We start from the raw sequence: 17,096 nt of genomic DNA, 5'->3' as shown, positions 1-17,096 counted from the left end.
ACTTAACTAGTAAGCTAGATGAAAAACCAGTGGAGGGGATTTTTTATCCAACTTACTTGGAGCACATTTGGAATCACACTCTTGTTGTTTGGTTTATTCATGCTTATTTGGCCTTCCCATTTAACCCAAGCAGCCCCATCTTTAACCTCAGCATATTGAGCTATTCCTCTTAAGCCCCGAAATTGGATTTGAGTCTAGGTTACTTAACGTAGTAAGCTAGATGAAGAACCAGTGGAGGGGATTTTTTATGCAACGGAGACGTTTTACGATAAACGTTTACTAATTCATTCTTGTTAAAATACATATCCAAAGTAGATTTCCTTAGTTTCAGCTTTCGGAGGGGAAGCCTAACACACAACAAGCCGCTCAGGCTGTTAATCACCGGAGCGGCTTGACTCTAGAGTGCGGTGGAAGTAACGGCGCCGCTATTCCAAATTGCTGTGCTGCTTGAACGCAGCGGCGTTGTCTACGCCGCGAGACTCTGCGTAGCACAGGCAGACCGCGTCTAGCACAAGGTGGACGCATTGGTCAAACAGCGAGCCTAGCGGCTGCACGCTGGCGCCTTCGCCTTCGCGGCGGTGCTTCGTCGCCGCCGGAATGGCGAGCACCCGCACGGCGGACCGGGCGAGCGGGGATTCGGCGTCAGTCGTCAGGGCGATAACCGATGCACCAAGCTCCCGCGCCTTCTCTGCAGTCCAGACGACGCCATGCGTTGTTCCGGAGCCGGAGACGGCGACCACATAATCACCCACGGCTATCGAAGGAGTGATCGTCTCTCCGATCACATACGAGGTCGCACCGAGGTGCATCAGCCGCATAGCAAAGGATTTGGCCATCAGGCCCGAGCGGCCTTCACCTACAACGAAGATCCGGGGCGCGCCTGCCAGAAGGGCGGCCGTCTCGTTAACAACGCCCTCGTCTACCCGCTCCAGCACAGCACGGGCTTCCGCGAGTATAGTCATTAGCTTGTTCATAATCGTTCAGTCTCTCCTTCTCTATTCGCGATCAAGCAGAATCCATCCGCATTCGAAACCATTCGGCTGGAATGAAATCCGCAACTCGGACGGTGCTTTTTTAGTTTGTATATATAATCTGTTCAGTGGTAAACCGCTTGAGGTCCCGTTATCTTCTTCCCAACTCCCGGATGCGGTCCTGAAACGCGCGGGCAGCGGAGGCGGGGTCCGGGGCTTTCGTAATGGCGGAGCCAACAATGAGAACCTCCGGCTCCAACGCCAGCACCCACGGCAGCGACTCCTGCGTGATCCCGCCCGCAACGGCGATCCGAAGTCCCGTTGGGCTTTCGCATGTGGAACCGCGGACACTAGATACGTCGGAAACTATACCTCTGGGCAGCGCGTCGCTAGCACCGATCCCACTGGTTCTATTGATCCCGCTCTCATCGGTATCCGTAGTGGCTTCATATGCGCCCGACCCAGTCAGGCGGGAGCCGCCGCCCTCCTGCTGGTCCTTGCTGACATGGACGCAATGGACTGCCTCCCGGTACCGGGCAAGTGCAGCCTGTTCCTCCGGCGTCGTATGGAGCAGGTCGATCATGACCTGCCTGCCCCATGTCCGCGCCGTCTTCATGCAGAGATCAACGGTGACTAACGGAGCGGAGCCCATGACTGTCGTCACATCGGCCCCTGCCTTATAGCATAGCTCGAACTCGTATTTGGCGTTATCGAAGGTTTTGACATCCGCTACGATTGTCTTGTGGGGAAACTCACGCTTTATCGCTTCCACGGACGCCATGCCAAATTCTTTGATCAGCGAAGTGCCGACTTCGATCCAATCGATATAAGGCTCCGCCAATCTCCCCATATTGATGGCCTCCTGTATGCTCATCCGGTCCAGCGCCAGTTGAATGTTCATCTTGTAGGCACCTCAAGCTTTCCCTCCGTAGACGATTCCGCCGCTTTCCGGGATCTGCCCACGGTTATAGTCAAAATTGCGGACAGCAGAAGCGAACCGGCCATAAAGAGATATGAAGCGCCGAAGCCGCCAGTGGAGCTGTTCAGGTAGCCGACGATGTACGATCCGGCAAAAGAACCGAGCGCCCCCATACTGTTAATCAGCGCCATGGCGCCGCCTGAGACGTTCCGGGGCAAAATTTCCGGCATGATGGCGAAAAACGGTCCGTAAGGGGCATACATGGCTGCGCCGGCGATGATTAGCAGAATAAAGGAAATCCAGAAATGATCCGCTCCCAGCAAATAAGAAGCGTAGAAGGCGACGGCGCCTACCATCAGAAACGGCCAGACAAAGGCTTTACGGTTCTCCATCTTATCCGAAAAGTATGACGCTGTCAGCATGCCGATTACCGCGAGCACATAAGGTATGGAGGTCAGCCACCCTGTGGCAACCATGCTCATGTCCGGAGCGACCTTGATAATCGAAGGAAGCCACATTACGAAGCCGTAGACACCAATGCTCCAGAAGAAATACTGCAGGCACAGACGGATGACAAGCGGCGATCGGAACGCTTCGCCGTAGTTCTTGACAGGCTTCAGTCCCTTCTGTTCTTCATGCAAAGCACTCTCAAGCTCTTTTTTCTCCTGTGAGGTCAGCCAGTTCGCTTCCGCAGGCTTGTCGTTGACGAGCTTCCACCAGAAGAACGCCCAAATAATCGGAGGCAGACCTTCAATGATGAACATCCATCTCCAGCCGACAGCAGCTACGAGATAACCGGAGACAATCGACATCCACAGCACGGTTGCGGGATTGCCAAGGATGAGAAAGGTGTTGGCGCGTGAGCGCTCTTTTTTCGTGAACCAGCGGCTCAGAAAGACAAGCATTGCAGGCATGACTGCGCTTTCAACAACGCCGAGACAGAACCGGATAACGATGAGAACATGAACGTTATGGACGATACCAGTAGCTGCCGCCAGCAGTCCCCACAAAATCAGCGAACCGAACACGAGCTTCTTGGCGCTCTTGTTCTCGGCGTAATGGGCGCCCGGCACCTGGAAGAAGAAGTACCCTAAGAAGAAGAGCGCGCCCAGCAGTGAAGACATCCCCGCCGAAATTTGCAAATCCTTGGCCATGCCGGCAGCCGCACCGAAGCTGTAGTTCGCCCGGTCGAGATAGGCAAGGCTGTACGTTACAAAGACAATCGGTATCAGACGCAGCCAGCGCGAAGCGACAAAGCCGCCTTTGTTCGAGTTGTTCATCTCGTTCTCACTCCTGTCAGATGATAGTGAAGATATGCCTTAAGCTCTTCCTTAGTCGGGTATCCGTCGTGGTCGCCTACAGACTGCACCGCAATCGAGCCAATTGCGTTTCCCTGCCGAATTGCTTCGGTGATGCTTAACCCCCTCAGAAGTCCCGCGATCAAGCCTGTGGCAAAGCCATCCCCGGCCCCGACCGTATCCACAACCTTCTTCACCTTGAAGCCCTGAACCGTCCCCTCTTCATTCGGGGTGCGGAAATATGCTCCTTCCGGTCCCAGCTTGACGGCAACAAGCGAAACGCCCTGGTTCAGATAAAAATCGGCGATTTTCTGCGGGTCCCTTGAGCCAGTCAGGAATTCCCCCTCTTCGATCCCCGGCAGCACCCAGTCCGCCCGGCAGGCCAGATCGTTAATGACCGCCCTCATCTCCTCTTTCGAAGACCAGAGCGAAGGACGCAGATTGGGGTCAAAAGAGACGGACCTGCCCGCACCCTTCATCGTCTCCATCGCCGCATAGGCGAATGCGCGTGTGCTCTTCGTCAGCGCGGGCGGAATGCCGGTCATGTGCAGATGTCGGAAGCCGGTCAGATAGCCGGAGTCTACATCAGCCTCGCCAAGCGAGCTTGCGGCGGAACCTTTCCGGAAATACTGCACTTGCGGATCGCCCTCCAGCACCTTCGACTTCAGCTGGAACCCGGTGGGATAGCGGGAATCGTGGGTAATCCCGTGGATGTCCACCTGCTCCCTGGCGAGATACTCCGCGATATAATTGCCGAAGGCATCCTCGCCCAGCCTGCTGATCCACCCAGAAGATAGTCCAAGTCTCGAGAGGCCGACGGCAACATTAACCTCCGCCCCGGCGAGGCGGCGGATGAAGGTGTCAATGTCCTTCAAGGGGCCGGGTTGGCCCGCTACGAACATGACCATAGCCTCTCCAAAAGTTACCGAATCTTTTAACATGACTGCCATTCCTCCTTCAGTCTCTCTCTTTTCGTCCCTTTTCAGGCATGCCTTGAGCTTGCCGTAGCATCTTCAAATATCCTGAAAGACTATCCGGTCCAGGAATCGTAAACTCAATCGCCCGGAACGCGCGTTCCGGCAAATAAGCCAACAGCACTCGCCAGAACGCATCTTCTTCCTGGGGAATGGGAACCGTTTGCAAAGCATTGTCGTCCGAATATACGACATGCTTGCAGTGAATGTAGGCGGTGTAAGGAGCCAAATCCAGCGCCGCCTTCACGGGCTCCTCTCCTGCATACATCCAGTTGCCGGTATCGAACGTCATTCGCACTCCGTCGAGCCCGGAACGCTCCACCGTCTGGAAGAACGCTTTCAAATTTCCGGCGTTGCCTCCATGTGGCGTTTGGTCGTTCTCGATCAGTAGGGTCAACTGTCCATGCAAGACCCGGTACTGATCAAGCAGGCCCCCCAGACGGGTCAGCTGCTCGTCGCTGCTCCGGCTTGCCTGGCCTTCCGAAGCCTTCCGGACCCCGGGTGCTTCCGTCACGTTTTCCTCTGTATCGGCCTCGGCCGCTGCCATGAAATGCCCAAGCGATACCTTCAGCATCTCCGGCCTTAGAATCGCCGCCTCCTCCAGAATCTCCGACAGCTGCGTTTCATTCAGCCTTCCGGATTCGTCCCACAGCTCCATCGGAACCGAATATACGCAGCGCAAGCCGCTGTTCCGGTTGGCTTCGCAGCAATCCGCAAGCGGCAACTTGCTCGGCGGGAACAATTCTCGCCTGATTTCGATGCCGTCTGCGCCGGCGGCGCGAACCGTCGGCGTCCATTCATGCTGCAGGCCGGGTGTATTGCCAAATACAGAGGTTGGAACAAAGACCGCCTTCATATTGTCATCCTCCTTCATGCTCAGATCGACCTATGAGGTTCCCAGAAAAGCCAATCTCTTTGTAAATCGATTTAGTAAACCGGTTTACATAATTCTTGAGTTCATTATAATCCTGGCGTTTTCGTTTTGCAAGCCCTTTCATTAAAGCGTTATCTTAATTCTAAAAGGGAGAAAATAGGCCCAGGTGATTGCATCCAGTGAAGGAATTTATCGGTCAACGGGTATTCCCAGTATAAAAACGTCACTTTTCCACCCACGGTCATTGGCGTTGTTCGTAGGTTACTCTTCCAACTAGCTCTGGCCTCAAATCCAGATCGTGTTCCTTGGCCCGTGTTTTTGTCTCCTGCTTCTATCAGATTCCGCCTCGCGGTGCAAACCTGGTCTATATTTAACGTTAGTTACTCGCCAGCCCCAGTTCTGGACTTTCACCCTCAAGATATCGCCCATTGCTAGGCGTACTACAACAAAGACAGCTCCCGGTCCCAGACCTGAAGCTGTCTTTGTTAAAAATGAATTTTGTCCCTCTCAACACATTCAACGGGCCTGACCAGATGATGCTCGCACCGCAAGCTCGCATTCAAAGACGAACTCGGCCGCATCCGGCGCCTTCTCCGACCGGATGCGGGTGATCAAGCGCTCAGCCGCCTTTCTGCCCATCTCCAGCGAAGGCTGGTTGATCGTCGTCAGCGTCGGCGTCAACAGGTGGGCGAATGGAATGTTGTCGAATGCGACCAGCGCCAAATCCTCTGGCACCCGCAGCCCCTGTTCCTTAACAAAAGCAAGTGCTTCAAGCAGAACCAGATCATTACCCGCAATGAGCGCCGTCGGCGGCTCCGGCCCCTCTAATCGCTTGCGAAAGCGGTCTTTAAGCAAGGAAATCTCCGCATTAATGATGTTGTTACATATCTCGTAGTCCAGACCGAGCACACTCATGGCCGCCCGGAACCCCTCCGTCCGCTCGGTTCGCGTGCTGATTGTGAGCGGTCCCGTAGCCAAGGCGATGCTCCGATGCCCCAGCGACGCCAGATGCTCCACTGCCCGGGTGACTGCCTCCCGGTTATTGACCACAATTGTATCCGCTTTTACGTTTTTTACGCGACGGTCCATGAAGAGGATCGGATATCCCTGCTCGGCGAGGCTTTCATATAATGGCCCGTTCTTGCCCGTAGGCAAGAGAATTATACCGTCGACCTGCTTGGTCTGCAGCATTTCGGCATATTTCTTCTCCTTTTCCCCGTCCTCGTCGCTGTTACACAGAATGACGCTGATATTCTGCTCCTGGCAATAGTCCTCGATGCCCCGGCAGATTTCCGTGGAGAGCCGGTGCATAATGTTGGCCACGATGACGCCGACCGCACCAGTCCGCTTCTGCTTCAGCCCTCTGGCAAGCACGTTGGGCCGGTAGTCGAGGGCCTTGATCGCTTCTTCGATTTTGATCCGCGTCTCCTGACCCATATGCTGGTATCTTTTGTTTAGAAATTGGGATACGGTGCTTTTGGATACGCCGGCGCGCGACGCCACATCCCCGATTGTCGCTTTTCCCACAGTTCTCTACTCCTCTGTCCGATTATATTCCTACTATAAGACGCATCGCAGTGCTTTGTCTAATTAGATACTTAGCCCGGGAACCGTAGTTATACTTGCTTATGATGACTTATTGGGAGGTTACTTTTACGGTTAATGTTGCTATGGCCATACCCCTATCAAGTAGACAGGACTAAAAAGACACTTTTAGCAGCAGCCGTTTCTCAGTATTCAATAGGGGAACGGTTGTTTAATTTTTTCTGGAATCTACTTTGGTTATTGAATCAGATATTTCACATACCTGTTGTTCTGCCTCAGCTAAGATTTCGGATTTGCGTGAACTACACGCCACCTAAGAGGTGGGTGCTTCTTGGTCAATAGAGCAACCGCTCCAAGTTTACCCAAGCTTACAGGATAGTCCCTATCCCAATAGATGCAATTTACATTGCGAGTTTCAGAAGGTTGTTGGCTGCGTTTATATCTCTATCGTGATGCGCGTTGCATTCTGGGCAAGTCCATTCACGCAAGCCAAGATTCTTCACATCTGCATTTTTGTAACCGCAACATGAGCATAATTGGCTACTAGCGTAGTTCTTAGGTGCAATCATCAGATCACGTCCATACCACTTCGCTTTATATTCTAGCATTGAACGAAACAGACTCCAGGATACTTCACTAATCGCCTTGGCAAGCTTAGGATTCTGCATCATGTTCTTTACTCGAAGGTCTTCCATGACAATGACTTGGTTTTCGCTAATCATCTTGGAAGATACTTTGTGCAAGAAGTCCTGACGCTGATTACGAATCTTTTCATGCAACTTGGCTACTTTCAACCTAGCCTTATAGCGGTTAGTGCTTCCCTTCTTTTTGCGTGACAATTCCTTTTGCAATTTTGCCCATTTATAAGGCAGCAACCCGAATCTACTATGGTTCTACGATTCTGGCCCTGCTGATCTGGAGCACGTCGTTTATTGCCACAAAAGCGGCCTATATTAGTTTCCCCCCTCTTACATTGGGTCTGTCCAGATTTATCATAGCTTCCATTGTGCTGGGTATCGTATTGCTTATCAAAAAAGAATATGTCAAAGTGAAGCCAAAGGATTTGGCTACGATTTCATTTAGTGGTGTTTTGGGAATCACTCTTTATTTCTCAATGGAGAATATAGGGGTTAGCCTGACTACCGCTTCCAATGCAGCATTGATTGTCGCGTCATATCCCGCGATAACATCGCTGCTTGAACTCATTTTGTATAAAGTAAGAATATCCAAATATAAAATCTGCGGCATCGCACTGGCTATGATAGGGGTATATTTCTTGACCTCGGTCAACGAAGGCTCGGGTGGAAAAAATCAACTCATTGGGAATTTGATATTGATTGGAACAGGTTTTGCATGGGCATTTTATACTTTTATGACGCGCAAGGTTGTGGACAAATACCCGCCTGTAACGTTATCTTTTTATCAAACCGTTGCAGGCAGTATCTTTTTCATACCACTGGCCCTATTGGAAAAGGATAGTTGGCAGGCTCCAACAACGGCATCGTTAACATTGTTAATATATCTGGGTGTGTTCTGCTCTGTTATTGCATTTTTGCTCTACAACTATGGCTTAATCAAGCTGTCACCGAGCAGCTCCGTTTCGTTGATGAATTTGGTTCCGATATTTGGGGTGCTATTCTCTGTGTTACTATTACAAGAAACAATTACATGGCGCCAAATCATTGGCGGTATGGTCGTCATTATCGGCGTCCTGCTGAGTGCACATCAAATAAACAGCAAACAAAAGGAGCAATGAGAATAAGTCGGTTGCATTTATGCAGTCGGCTTTTTTTCTTTTATATAAAAATGGCGGTTATATTGATTGATGAGGTTATCCAAAATTGCAGACTGTCTAAGCACACTGGCATGGCCGAAGCCATGTTTTGCCTGTAAAACATACAGCTTTTGACGAGCTTTCTCCAGCTTTTGACGTAAAATGTCGTCTCCTATCATAATATATCCCTCCTTGTCATATGATTAGTTTAGTGGGTTATGGATAAGTTAACTAAAAGTAAAGGTTTGGGATAATTATCTATTAGCACAAAAAAAGACCTTATTCTTCTATCGTGGAACAACCACGTAGAAGCTGATATAATCGAATGGAATGGAGATGATGACATGGCTAAAAAGAGAAATTCGTCGATGCCCGCTCCAGCGGCTCAAGACAAGCCTGCTACGTTGAAGGATCTGCTGAGTCAGGATGTGCTGAATAAGCTTAAGGCTCAGGCGAATGAAGCCCAAGCAGAGCAGGACAAGCGTAAGGAAGACGAGCGGCAGCGTGCCCTCGAAGCAAAAAAGGCAGAACAGAAGAAGCTAGACAACAACTTTGAGCATCTGCTGAATAACAGCAATTTGGATTGGCACAAATATAAATAAGCCAGAACCACCCCGGTTTTGGCTTATCTCCACGCTCGATTATATTATAGCCAGTCACGGATGTGTTGTACCGAGTACAGCACCCCTACCCAAACCGGCAGACTGAACGCCATCCCCCATATAAGACCTTTAGCCAGCTTTTTGTCTACCTCCACCATAATCCTGCCCCTTTCCTTGGGAATAGCAGCAGTATGGGCCAAGAATACGGTATTCAAACCCGTATTTCCCAAGCCCAACAAAAAAAGGTATGATAGAAAACGGAAAAGTGTTCTGCGCTGCCCCAAACTATAATTAGGATTTTACACATCTAATCTTTCAGGAGGAATTCAAATGATCCGAAAAACAATACGTCCTTGGTATATGCTCTGCCTGCTGGCTACCATGCTCGTGCTGGTTGCCGGATGTGGCACAAAAGCGACAGATGTAGAAGCCGCAAGCCGGACAAGCAGTACAACCCCTGCCGCGACGAAAGACAAAAGTAAACCTGTTTCCCATCCTATCGTTACGATTGTCATGAACGACGGTAAAAAGATTAAACTTGAGCTATACCCTGAAGTAGCACCGAATACCGTTAACAATTTCATTTCCCTGGTGCAAAAGGGAGCTTACAACGGTACGATCTTCCATCGTGTAATTCCGGGCTTTATGATTCAGGGTGGCGATCCGCAAGGTAATGGTACAGGTGGTCCAGGCTACAGTATCAAAGGTGAGTTCAAGAGCAATGGCTTCAACAACACGCTCAAACACACACGTGGTGTATTATCCATGGCCCGCTCAGCGGATCTGGATTCAGCCGGATCACAATTTTTCATCATGGTTGCCGATGCGGACTACCTCGACGGTCAATATGCTGCTTTCGGTAAAGTGACGTCCGGGATGGAAGTGGTCGATGCCATCGTCAACTCCAAACGGGACAGCAACGACAAGCCGATCAAACCAGCTACGATGAAAAAAGTAACCGTGGACACGCTGGGTAAAAAATATCCGGCTCCAGTTAAAGTAAAGTAAACGAGATAGCAGCAACGACCTTGTGCATACGCATGAGGTCGCTTTTGCATATCACCTGATGCTTTCTAAGCTGCAGTCTCTGTGATGTAGTAAGAGTATATACACAAAAGGAAGCGTTTTCAATCATTATTTTATCCTTTTTTTATCACCCTGGGGCCATTGTCAGCGTTCGACTCTGAATCAACAGCCTCTTGCGCTTCATAAGCTCCTTGATCTGATTCAGTATACCCGGCTCATTCTCCGCTATGACTACGATCTGCCGCGTAGACGGGGTAGCCAGCTGATAAAAACGGCTATGGAGCAAGGACTGATAATGACCTGTGCCGCAACTCGCGAAGGGTCCAGCGACAAATTAGGCCAAGCTGTTTGATCCTGAAAGCCGTATTTGGATACCACCATCATGAGCGCTGCGCCAATCCCAACAATAAAATGCGTGCGTATACCCGCTTCCTTCATCCGACTTTTCCGTTCATAGCCGATTAACGCGCCGCATAGCCCGGCAAACATGACCCGAATCAGATGGTCCCAATCCCACATACTTAGTTCACTCCACTATATGATGATGTCTTGAAAACAATTCAAATGCACGGCAGATGAGCCGTTTATACAGCTGTTATTTTGTTATTACCCAAATTTTAAGGAACTTCCACCTCATGCTTGGGAAGGTTGCGATGTCCTTTTCTGCCCTTAAGCAGCCATCGTTCCGGTGTGTCCTGCACACCATCAAGTCTCAGGCTGAACGCTCTTGACGGTAAATGGCGTATGTGCAGCAGTAGACGGTTGCCGTCTGCCACAGCATCGACAAGCTCCAGCGGTGTCAGTGAATCGTTGCTCACCGTACCGCTCAGATGGCTAGCTGTGTCAGTTGTGCCTGTTGCGCCCTCCCGACTCCAGAGGCGCAGCTCATCTACAGACGGCGTGGCAATCCGCTTGCTGAAGGAAACAATCAGCTCATCAGCGGCCGTTCGCTCTGCCCTAAGCGGTCTGGGCGGCTCATCATACATATAGCCGCCCAGATGATATTCATAGGCGGTCCAGGCAGCGTAGCCGCCCTCCAGCGCAGCAGCCGCAAACCGCCGCGTCCACTCGCGGTCACGAACCATGCGCGCGAGGGAACCGATATCAGCCTGCACCCCGAGGGGCAGGTCAGGATAAGCGGCGCGTATCGACTGCGCAATGCGGGCATAGCCGCGGATATAATGCGGCGGCAGACGGCGGCGCATCCAGTCCGGCCAATGGGTCTGGAGCACATGCATATCCGGGGCCACGCTTCGGATCATGGCTACCGCGTCCAGGCCCTGCCATTCCCGCAGCTGGCCAGGAACATCGCCACGCCCGTTCACAGCAAGCGACCATGTCGCCACATAGATGTCCGGCCGGACATCACGCACGCCGCCTGCGCCGTTCACCAGCTCGCCAATCAGCCCGTTCACGGCGTCCACGCGCAGATCGACCCACTGCGCGTACAGCTCCGGGACCTTTCGGTAATAATTCCGCGCATGCTTGTCGCGGAAATCCGGAAGGTCCTCACCGCTGCGTTTGCGGAAGGCGCGCTGTGCATGCGGTCCGATATCCCCGTATACTCCACTGCGCAGCCCGTTCCATTCGGGGAAATAAGGCTCCGCCACCTCAAACCCATCGAACGGAATGTCGGTGACGAGCCGGGCAGCAGCCTTCTTTTTCCACTCCACATACTCATGTGCAAAATGCGAAAGCCGCTGAAACCCGTCGTCCGGTTCGCGCAGTAGCTCCATGCGCCATCCTTTCCACTCCGGCGGTAGCTGCGACACGCCAAAAGAGCCGTTGCCCAGCACCATCGCCCACACGGCCATGCCTCTGCGCTGAAAAGCGCTAACAAGCGCTGCATCCACTTCATTTTCACGTACCACAAAATAGTGAACGGTCCGGTAGCCCGCAAGGGCGATTTCATCTGCTATACTGTCCCGCGAACGGTTGGCGTAATAGGGAAACAACGGATCGATTTGAATACTGGGGCCGTTTAGTGCCCACGGCTTTATTTTTCCGGTTAGTGCTAAAGGAGCAGTCGATTCAGATCGGCCATTTGCGTGATTGCTCATTCGATCCACCTCCGTTGTTCGCGTTTATATGTTCCTGCTGGTTCGCCTAGGTTACCATATTTTGAAAATTCGGTGAAATACAGCCGATACTGTTTCACCCTCAACAAACAGAGGTATTGGAATCACGAGTCAGGTTTAGCTTATGAACGGAACAGGAGGAATAGTTAATGGCAACTCAGGGCTGGTTTTTCTTCATACTCTGATCCTCCCTGAACCGTTCAGCTCCGCGCATAGCTTGTTTGCCAAAGCGGGCATACAGCCTACCTCCCGGCAGCACCTCGAACAACAGCATCATCAAAGAAAAGAACAGCAATGCTATGACCTCTTCCGCCAAAATATACGCCGGATATGGCCCCAAAATATCCAATATCGACGGTGTGGACGGCTTTCCGGCAAGAAACATGTAATTTGCTCCGAGAGCAGCATCTACGATCCATACGATCAGCGCCAAGCCATTCAGAAAAAGCATGGCTCCTCCAACGCTTTTCCACGTCGGTTTAAGTCCTTCTATCCAAGTCATATACAATGCCGCCAAAATAATACCACTATGGGCCACAAAAAAATGGATAAAACGGTAATGAGGAAAAGCATACGACAAATTAGGCGTAAGTACCGCTTGAAGCGCTCCTCCAATTCCGGCAAAAAGAATAATCGGATATAGCCAGCGGTTTCGGAAAAACAGCATCAGAATTGACAGCAGTAGTGTCACACTGCACAGCTCTAACGGCAACGACGTCCGGGCATCCCAAATGCGCTGCGTCACGTACCATATATTTAGAGTTACCTCTGACAGAATGAGGACAGTCATTAAAAACCAGCGAATCCCCTCGTTTACAGGTTTATGCGACCGAATGAACCCTCGCGTCAGCCACAGCAGCAAAGCGCATACAATGAGCCCCAGCACAGCCCATACATGTGATGTCGTAAAAGCCTCGAATCTTTGTGGCGCATAAGCATCGAACCAGGACTCTGACCACGGCTTGTCCATAGAAAGCCCCTTTCTATCACTTTTTCCTATTCGTTGCATTCTATTTTATACCAAAAAACCGAATATGTTCTAGCCGTCTTTCTTGCTTGTTCCATACCTCAGCCTTTATGATAATAGATATCATATTCAAAGGAGATCTCTCATGCCCATTAATCGCCAATTAATTACAGATCAGGATTTCAGTGAGGCACTGGAACGCCATCTTCGTGTCCGGATATTTCAGGACGACCAGTTGATTGGCTCGGGCGGAACCATCATCCGTTTTGACGATCAAACCATCGTCGTGCAATCCAGTGTCAGTGATCTGGCCTACCATCCAAGAAATCAATGTGAATTTTTTGAAATTAAAAAATAGCCACTACACACCGGGAAACCATTTTGCTTCGTTTTCCGGTGTACAGCGGCTATATCTGATTTTGAACCATCATCCCTCGTGGCTGTTCCTGCTATAGTTGTATTCCACGTGTTTTCATCATGAGTTTATTCGTAAGCACTTTCAAATCCTCGGAGGAAGATGAGATTTCCTGCATGATAGCGGTTTCCTCATGAGCGGCTGTATAAATCTTGTGCGCACCTTCCGAGAAGGCCCCTGACATTTGCTGAATACGACGAATTTGTTCAAAGGTTTGATCCACCCGGTTCGTCTGCTCCGTTACGGCTTCTTCCATTAAGCGGATGCTCTCGACAAATTCGTGTACAATGGCGTTCAAGCGGTTCAGCGTCTGATCGACAGTGCTTGTCCGCTCCGCCTCAGCGCTGACCAACGACGTTTGCTGATGCATCAGCTGCACCGTTTCTACGATTTGTGCCTGCACACGGCTAACGATGGCATTAATTTGCTGTACAGACTCCGTACTTTGCGCAGCAAGTGCACGAATCTGGTGAGCCACTACGGCAAAACCGTTACCCTCTTCTCCCGCGCGCGCCGCTTCTATAGAAGCATTCAGTGCGAGCAGATGGGTCTGCTCCGCGATATCCTTCACCGTGCTTGTGATCGCTTCAATTTGTGAAGCTTCCTTTTCCAGACGTGCAATAACCTGCTGTGAACGACTATGTGAAGCTGTAAGCTCTCCCATTCCATCCATTAGAGATGAAAATACGTTCTGCGTTGAATCCACCGAATGCTCCATGTGACTTGACAGTTCCAGCATATGTCCCGATTTGCTACGCATCATTTTAAAATCGCCCAGCATTCGATCCGCTGTTTCAATAGACTGGGAAGAAGCTTGCTTTTGCTGCTCCACACCATTCAAAATATCTTCTACCACCGAAGACATGGCCTCAATTTGAGTTGCAGCCTGTACAATAGCCAAACTCAGATTTTCCGCACTTTGTGAAGTTGTTTTGGTGCTGTACGAAATCTCGTTAAACATATCTTTAATGTTCAGCATCATGCGCCGAAATGCATCATAAAGCACCTTGATTTCATCATCCGCACGCCGTTCCGGAATGACAACAGACAGGTTTCCCGCCGAAGCTTCCTCGGCCGCCTTGGCCAATCTAACAATAGGACGTGTGAGTAATCTGGAGATCAACCAGCCCAAAATGCCACTCCACAGCACACCCAATAACAGAATGACCGAAGTATATACCCATTCTCGTGCATCTTGAGCAAGCCAGTCCTTGAGTACAAAAATAAAAAAAGCGCTTGTTCCGTAGGTTATTGCAGAAATTGCGACAAACGCAGCAACCATTTTCGTGCCTAGTGACATCTTCATGTACTGTAGCCCACCCCAAAAAACTCAAATTTGATTCCATTTTATCATAAAATTGCTACAATTCTAGTAGTATTTTTCACAGACAACCCTATTTATGAGCATAAAGATAGAGAGACTTAAGACCCTCAATCTAACTGCGAAAAGCACTATGTTATCGAACAGCAGCCTGGAATAAGGCTAGACGAATCGCGCTGTTCCTTGCTTTACAGGCTATTCGTCACATTTTAATCAAGCTATTTGCCAATAAGCCAAGATTCCATCATTCGGAATTAATGTTATTTTCCTGTTGAGCGACTTTTTTCTTGACTGCTTCAATTGTGTCTATTTGGTGACTGTTTTTTTCCAGCACGGTAAACTCCCATAATCCAAGAGTCAACTTTTCGCCTTGCTGGATATCAAAACGCTCGGACAGCATCCAGCCGCCAATCGTATATACGTCCCCGGCCTCAATATCTGTCTCTAGACGCCGATTGACCTCATGAATAAGCGCCTGTGACTTGAGTATGTAGCGATGATCATCTGTTTTGGTAATGAGCGGGGTTAAGGCAGCGGGGGTTTCGGTTTCGGTATCGGTATAAGAAGGAATATCCCCAACAATCTCCTCCATAATATCCTTCAGTGTGACCAGTCCAGACGTTCCGCCGTATTCGTCCACCGTTGCTTGATGAGAGATGGAGCGGATGTGGATACGCGGTACCATAATCTCCTGTGCTGCACGGTCGTCAAAATCAAACACATTGTTCAGATAACGATATTCTGTGGGCGTGATTTCACCACTACGAAAGCCCTCGGATAACGCCAAACGAAGCTCTGCTTCACTGAGCGCAGCATCTTCCTCAGATACCTTTTTCAGCCCGAAAAGTCCCGTAATGACACGTGAAGAACGACTTAGCAGCCAATTCAGAGGATACGTCATTTTATAGAATATCGTAATCGGACGGGCGAAAAACAAAGCCATCGGTTCAGCAATCTGTATGGCAAATGTTTTGGGCACCAGTTCTCCCACGACCACCTCGAAATAGGTCAAAATCAGAAAAGCCAGCAAAAAGGACAGCACTCCTGTCAGGCCAGCGGGAATATGCGCCAGTACAAACAGGGGATGCAGCAGCTTCTCAACGGTCGATTCCCCCAGCCAGCCCAGCGCCATGGAGGTAATGTCGTCCCGAGCTGACAAGCGGATAAATACTCGTCCAGCCGAGACAAAATATTTTTAACAGCTTTCGCATTTTTGTTGCCTTCGGAGGCCAGCTGATTGATGCGAGATACCCGCACACGAATAATGGAATACTCCGAAGCCACAAAAAAAGCAGTTAACGCGATAAGTAAAATAACCAGAATGATATTTATCGTTTCCATAGTCTTCCTTGCCCCGTTTACGTCGGAGCAAGAAGCACCCCCTTGCAGCAATCATTTTTGGATGGAAGCATAATATAAGTTAAGTATGTCCATAATCGTGTATTACCCAAAAATGACAAAGAGTAGACTATGATTCATTATATTAGCGGATCGCCAGCGGACTCTTTTGTACGATATCTATCCATTGATCGGCTATCAACTGGTGTCCAGTAGCTGTCGGATGAACCCCATCATGCAGCAAGTAGGAAGCATCCGCCTTGGTAGCAGCCTCATTCAACAGGCTTTGGAGCGGCACAAATACGGCTCCAAACTCGTCTGCAAGCTGACGTACGAGCCGCTGGTAGCTCGTTATTTTTTCCTGCCAAATGTCCCAACGTGCTTCGGTAGCTCCCGTTTTCAAGATAAAAGGCTCACACAACACCAGTCCGATATCAGGCAGCACTTCGCGCGTTTCCTCCAAAATGTGGCGATAGGCCCGTTCAAATCGGTCTGTCACACCGGACGGCTCCTGCTCCACAATTCGCCAGGCATCGTTCACTCCGATCAGAATACTGAGCAGGTCCGGCTTCAGGCTAAACGTGTCTTCATTCCAGCGTGCATACAAATCCGAAACCCGATCCCCCGAAATCCCCCGGTTCACAAATTCCGGCTGCGTAGCACTCAACCGACTCCCCAGTGCACCGGCGATCAGATACACATAGCTCTGACCCAGCCAATGGTTCGCGTCCTCGTTCCGTCCTCTTCCTCCATCTGTGATGGAATCCCCCTGAAAAAGAACACGTGTATGTCCCATACTCGTCATCTCCCTAATTTCCTCCTTCAATTTTTCCAATAATACCCTTATCATACCTCGTATCCTCTAAATTAGAAAGCGATTTCAAAACATGAGAGAATAGTAGATTTGCCATATGAATTTTAATATATAAGCTGAATCTAAAAGCACGCCTGTTGAATAACCACAAAATGGTAGAAAAAAGATCGTCTTTTCTGT

Annotated in this window: 16 protein-coding genes and 3 pseudogenes; 4 read left to right on the top strand and 15 right to left on the bottom strand. The window is 50.2% G+C overall.

The features are described from left to right. Window positions 1–425: 425 nt before the first annotated feature. The 7 genes and pseudogenes from hxlB to GCU48_RS16105 form a co-directional block, all read right to left on the bottom strand. Window positions 426–974, bottom strand: coding sequence for a 6-phospho-3-hexuloisomerase (gene hxlB / locus GCU48_RS16135; RefSeq protein ID WP_152380681.1), 549 nt, complete (start codon window positions 972–974; stop codon window positions 426–428). A 148-nt stretch (window positions 975–1,122) separates the two neighbouring features. Then, on the bottom strand, window positions 1,123–1,872 hold the full coding sequence (locus GCU48_RS16130) for an orotidine 5'-phosphate decarboxylase / HUMPS family protein (RefSeq protein WP_152380680.1): 750 nt from the start codon (window positions 1,870–1,872) through the stop codon (window positions 1,123–1,125). Beyond that, the gene (locus GCU48_RS16125) at window positions 1,869–3,170 is read right to left on the bottom strand and encodes an MFS transporter (RefSeq protein ID WP_152380679.1); all 1,302 of its coding nucleotides are present in this window, start codon (window positions 3,168–3,170) and stop codon (window positions 1,869–1,871) included. The genes GCU48_RS16130 and GCU48_RS16125 overlap by 4 nt, the downstream gene beginning before the upstream one ends. Then, window positions 3,167–4,129 carry a sugar kinase gene (locus tag GCU48_RS16120; RefSeq protein WP_208811845.1) on the bottom strand — a complete coding sequence of 321 codons (963 nt, stop codon included), beginning with the start codon at window positions 4,127–4,129 and terminating at the stop codon, window positions 3,167–3,169. The genes GCU48_RS16125 and GCU48_RS16120 overlap by 4 nt, the downstream gene beginning before the upstream one ends. A gap of 16 nt (window positions 4,130–4,145) precedes the next feature. Then, entirely contained in the window at window positions 4,146–4,904 is a 759-nt protein-coding gene (locus GCU48_RS16115) for a sugar phosphate isomerase/epimerase family protein (protein WP_152380677.1), read from the bottom strand. 648 nt (window positions 4,905–5,552) lie between these two features. Continuing rightward, the gene (locus GCU48_RS16110) at window positions 5,553–6,563 is read right to left on the bottom strand and encodes a LacI family DNA-binding transcriptional regulator (protein WP_152380676.1); all 1,011 of its coding nucleotides are present in this window, start codon (window positions 6,561–6,563) and stop codon (window positions 5,553–5,555) included. A 419-nt stretch (window positions 6,564–6,982) separates the two neighbouring features. Then, window positions 6,983–7,474, bottom strand: a pseudogene (locus GCU48_RS16105) (RNA-guided endonuclease TnpB family protein); the annotation flags it as partial. Between GCU48_RS16105 and GCU48_RS16100 the strand changes: the two are divergent. Then, window positions 7,435–8,337, top strand: coding sequence for a DMT family transporter (locus GCU48_RS16100; RefSeq protein ID WP_244315727.1), 903 nt, complete (start codon window positions 7,435–7,437; stop codon window positions 8,335–8,337). The pseudogene GCU48_RS16105 and the gene GCU48_RS16100 sit on opposite strands and share 40 nt — an antisense overlap. A 17-nt stretch (window positions 8,338–8,354) precedes the next feature. Here GCU48_RS16100 and GCU48_RS16095 read toward each other — a convergent pair whose 3' ends face one another. Continuing rightward, window positions 8,355–8,534 carry an aspartyl-phosphate phosphatase Spo0E family protein gene (locus GCU48_RS16095; protein WP_025716233.1) on the bottom strand — a complete coding sequence of 60 codons (180 nt, stop codon included), beginning with the start codon at window positions 8,532–8,534 and terminating at the stop codon, window positions 8,355–8,357. Window positions 8,535–8,699: 165 nt separating this feature from the next. Here GCU48_RS16095 and GCU48_RS16090 point away from each other — a divergent pair, with 165 nt between their 5' ends. Continuing rightward, window positions 8,700–8,957, top strand: coding sequence for a YqkE family protein (locus GCU48_RS16090; protein WP_152380675.1), 258 nt, complete (start codon window positions 8,700–8,702; stop codon window positions 8,955–8,957). Window positions 8,958–9,001: 44 nt separating this feature from the next. Here the strand turns inward: GCU48_RS16090 and GCU48_RS26995 are convergent, their stop codons facing one another. Beyond that, a complete protein-coding gene (locus GCU48_RS26995) occupies window positions 9,002–9,172 on the bottom strand; it encodes a hypothetical protein (RefSeq protein WP_167518709.1) in 171 nt (56 codons plus the stop codon). Between the two features lie 115 nt (window positions 9,173–9,287). Between GCU48_RS26995 and GCU48_RS16085 the strand changes: the two genes are divergently transcribed. Next, window positions 9,288–9,965, top strand: a complete 678-nt coding sequence (locus GCU48_RS16085; RefSeq protein WP_152380674.1) for a peptidylprolyl isomerase — start codon at window positions 9,288–9,290, stop codon at window positions 9,963–9,965. A gap of 312 nt (window positions 9,966–10,277) precedes the next feature. Here GCU48_RS16085 and GCU48_RS29270 read toward each other — a convergent pair. The 3 genes and pseudogenes from GCU48_RS29270 to GCU48_RS16070 all read right to left on the bottom strand — a co-directional run. Beyond that, window positions 10,278–10,502, bottom strand: a pseudogene (locus GCU48_RS29270) (MgtC/SapB family protein); the annotation flags it as partial. Between the two features lie 98 nt (window positions 10,503–10,600). Continuing rightward, window positions 10,601–12,043, bottom strand: coding sequence for an N-acyl-D-glucosamine 2-epimerase (locus GCU48_RS16075; RefSeq protein WP_152380673.1), 1,443 nt, complete (start codon window positions 12,041–12,043; stop codon window positions 10,601–10,603). Between the two features lie 175 nt (window positions 12,044–12,218). Next, window positions 12,219–13,031, bottom strand: a complete 813-nt coding sequence (locus tag GCU48_RS16070) for a YwaF family protein (protein ID WP_152380672.1) — start codon at window positions 13,029–13,031, stop codon at window positions 12,219–12,221. Window positions 13,032–13,173: 142 nt separating this feature from the next. On the opposite strand from GCU48_RS16070, the gene GCU48_RS16065 reads away from it, so the two are divergent. Then, on the top strand, window positions 13,174–13,386 hold the full coding sequence (locus tag GCU48_RS16065; protein WP_152380671.1) for a hypothetical protein: 213 nt from the start codon (window positions 13,174–13,176) through the stop codon (window positions 13,384–13,386). Window positions 13,387–13,477: 91 nt separating this feature from the next. Here GCU48_RS16065 and GCU48_RS16060 read toward each other — a convergent pair whose 3' ends face one another. From GCU48_RS16060 to GCU48_RS16050, 3 genes and pseudogenes are all read right to left on the bottom strand, one after another. Beyond that, complete coding sequence (locus GCU48_RS16060) at window positions 13,478–14,749, bottom strand: methyl-accepting chemotaxis protein (protein WP_152380670.1); 1,272 nt, start codon at window positions 14,747–14,749, stop codon at window positions 13,478–13,480. A 259-nt stretch (window positions 14,750–15,008) separates the two neighbouring features. Further along, a pseudogene (locus tag GCU48_RS16055) lies at window positions 15,009–16,105 on the bottom strand (hemolysin family protein). A 142-nt stretch (window positions 16,106–16,247) separates the two neighbouring features. Then, window positions 16,248–16,907, bottom strand: a complete 660-nt coding sequence (locus GCU48_RS16050) for an SGNH/GDSL hydrolase family protein (protein WP_208811843.1) — start codon at window positions 16,905–16,907, stop codon at window positions 16,248–16,250. Window positions 16,908–17,096 lie beyond the last annotated feature (189 nt).

The organism is Paenibacillus brasilensis (assembly GCF_009363115.1).
GTDB classification, from domain to species: Bacteria; Bacillota; Bacilli; order Paenibacillales; family Paenibacillaceae; genus Paenibacillus; species Paenibacillus brasilensis.
This window is presented reverse-complemented; position numbering and strand designations above follow the sequence as displayed.

Bases quoted from the DNA above. Each gene is read 5' to 3' on its own strand.
- hxlB (WP_152380681.1), bottom strand. From the start codon at position 974: ATGAACAAGCTAATGACTATACTCGCGGAAGCCCGTGCTGTGCTGGAG.
- GCU48_RS16130 (WP_152380680.1), bottom strand. From the start codon at position 1,872: ATGAACATTCAACTGGCGCTGGACCGGATGAGCATACAGGAGGCCATC.
- GCU48_RS16125 (WP_152380679.1), bottom strand. From the start codon at position 3,170: ATGAACAACTCGAACAAAGGCGGCTTTGTCGCTTCGCGCTGGCTGCGT.
- GCU48_RS16120 (WP_208811845.1), bottom strand. From the start codon at position 4,129: ATGTTAAAAGATTCGGTAACTTTTGGAGAGGCTATGGTCATGTTCGTA.
- GCU48_RS16095 (WP_025716233.1), bottom strand. From the start codon at position 8,534: ATGATAGGAGACGACATTTTACGTCAAAAGCTGGAGAAAGCTCGTCAA.
- GCU48_RS16090 (WP_152380675.1), top strand. From the start codon at position 8,700: ATGGCTAAAAAGAGAAATTCGTCGATGCCCGCTCCAGCGGCTCAAGAC.
- GCU48_RS16085 (WP_152380674.1), top strand. From the start codon at position 9,288: ATGATCCGAAAAACAATACGTCCTTGGTATATGCTCTGCCTGCTGGCT.
- GCU48_RS16075 (WP_152380673.1), bottom strand. From the start codon at position 12,043: ATGAGCAATCACGCAAATGGCCGATCTGAATCGACTGCTCCTTTAGCA.
- GCU48_RS16070 (WP_152380672.1), bottom strand. From the start codon at position 13,031: ATGGACAAGCCGTGGTCAGAGTCCTGGTTCGATGCTTATGCGCCACAA.
- GCU48_RS16065 (WP_152380671.1), top strand. From the start codon at position 13,174: ATGCCCATTAATCGCCAATTAATTACAGATCAGGATTTCAGTGAGGCA.
- GCU48_RS16060 (WP_152380670.1), bottom strand. From the start codon at position 14,749: ATGAAGATGTCACTAGGCACGAAAATGGTTGCTGCGTTTGTCGCAATT.
- GCU48_RS16050 (WP_208811843.1), bottom strand. From the start codon at position 16,907: ATGACGAGTATGGGACATACACGTGTTCTTTTTCAGGGGGATTCCATC.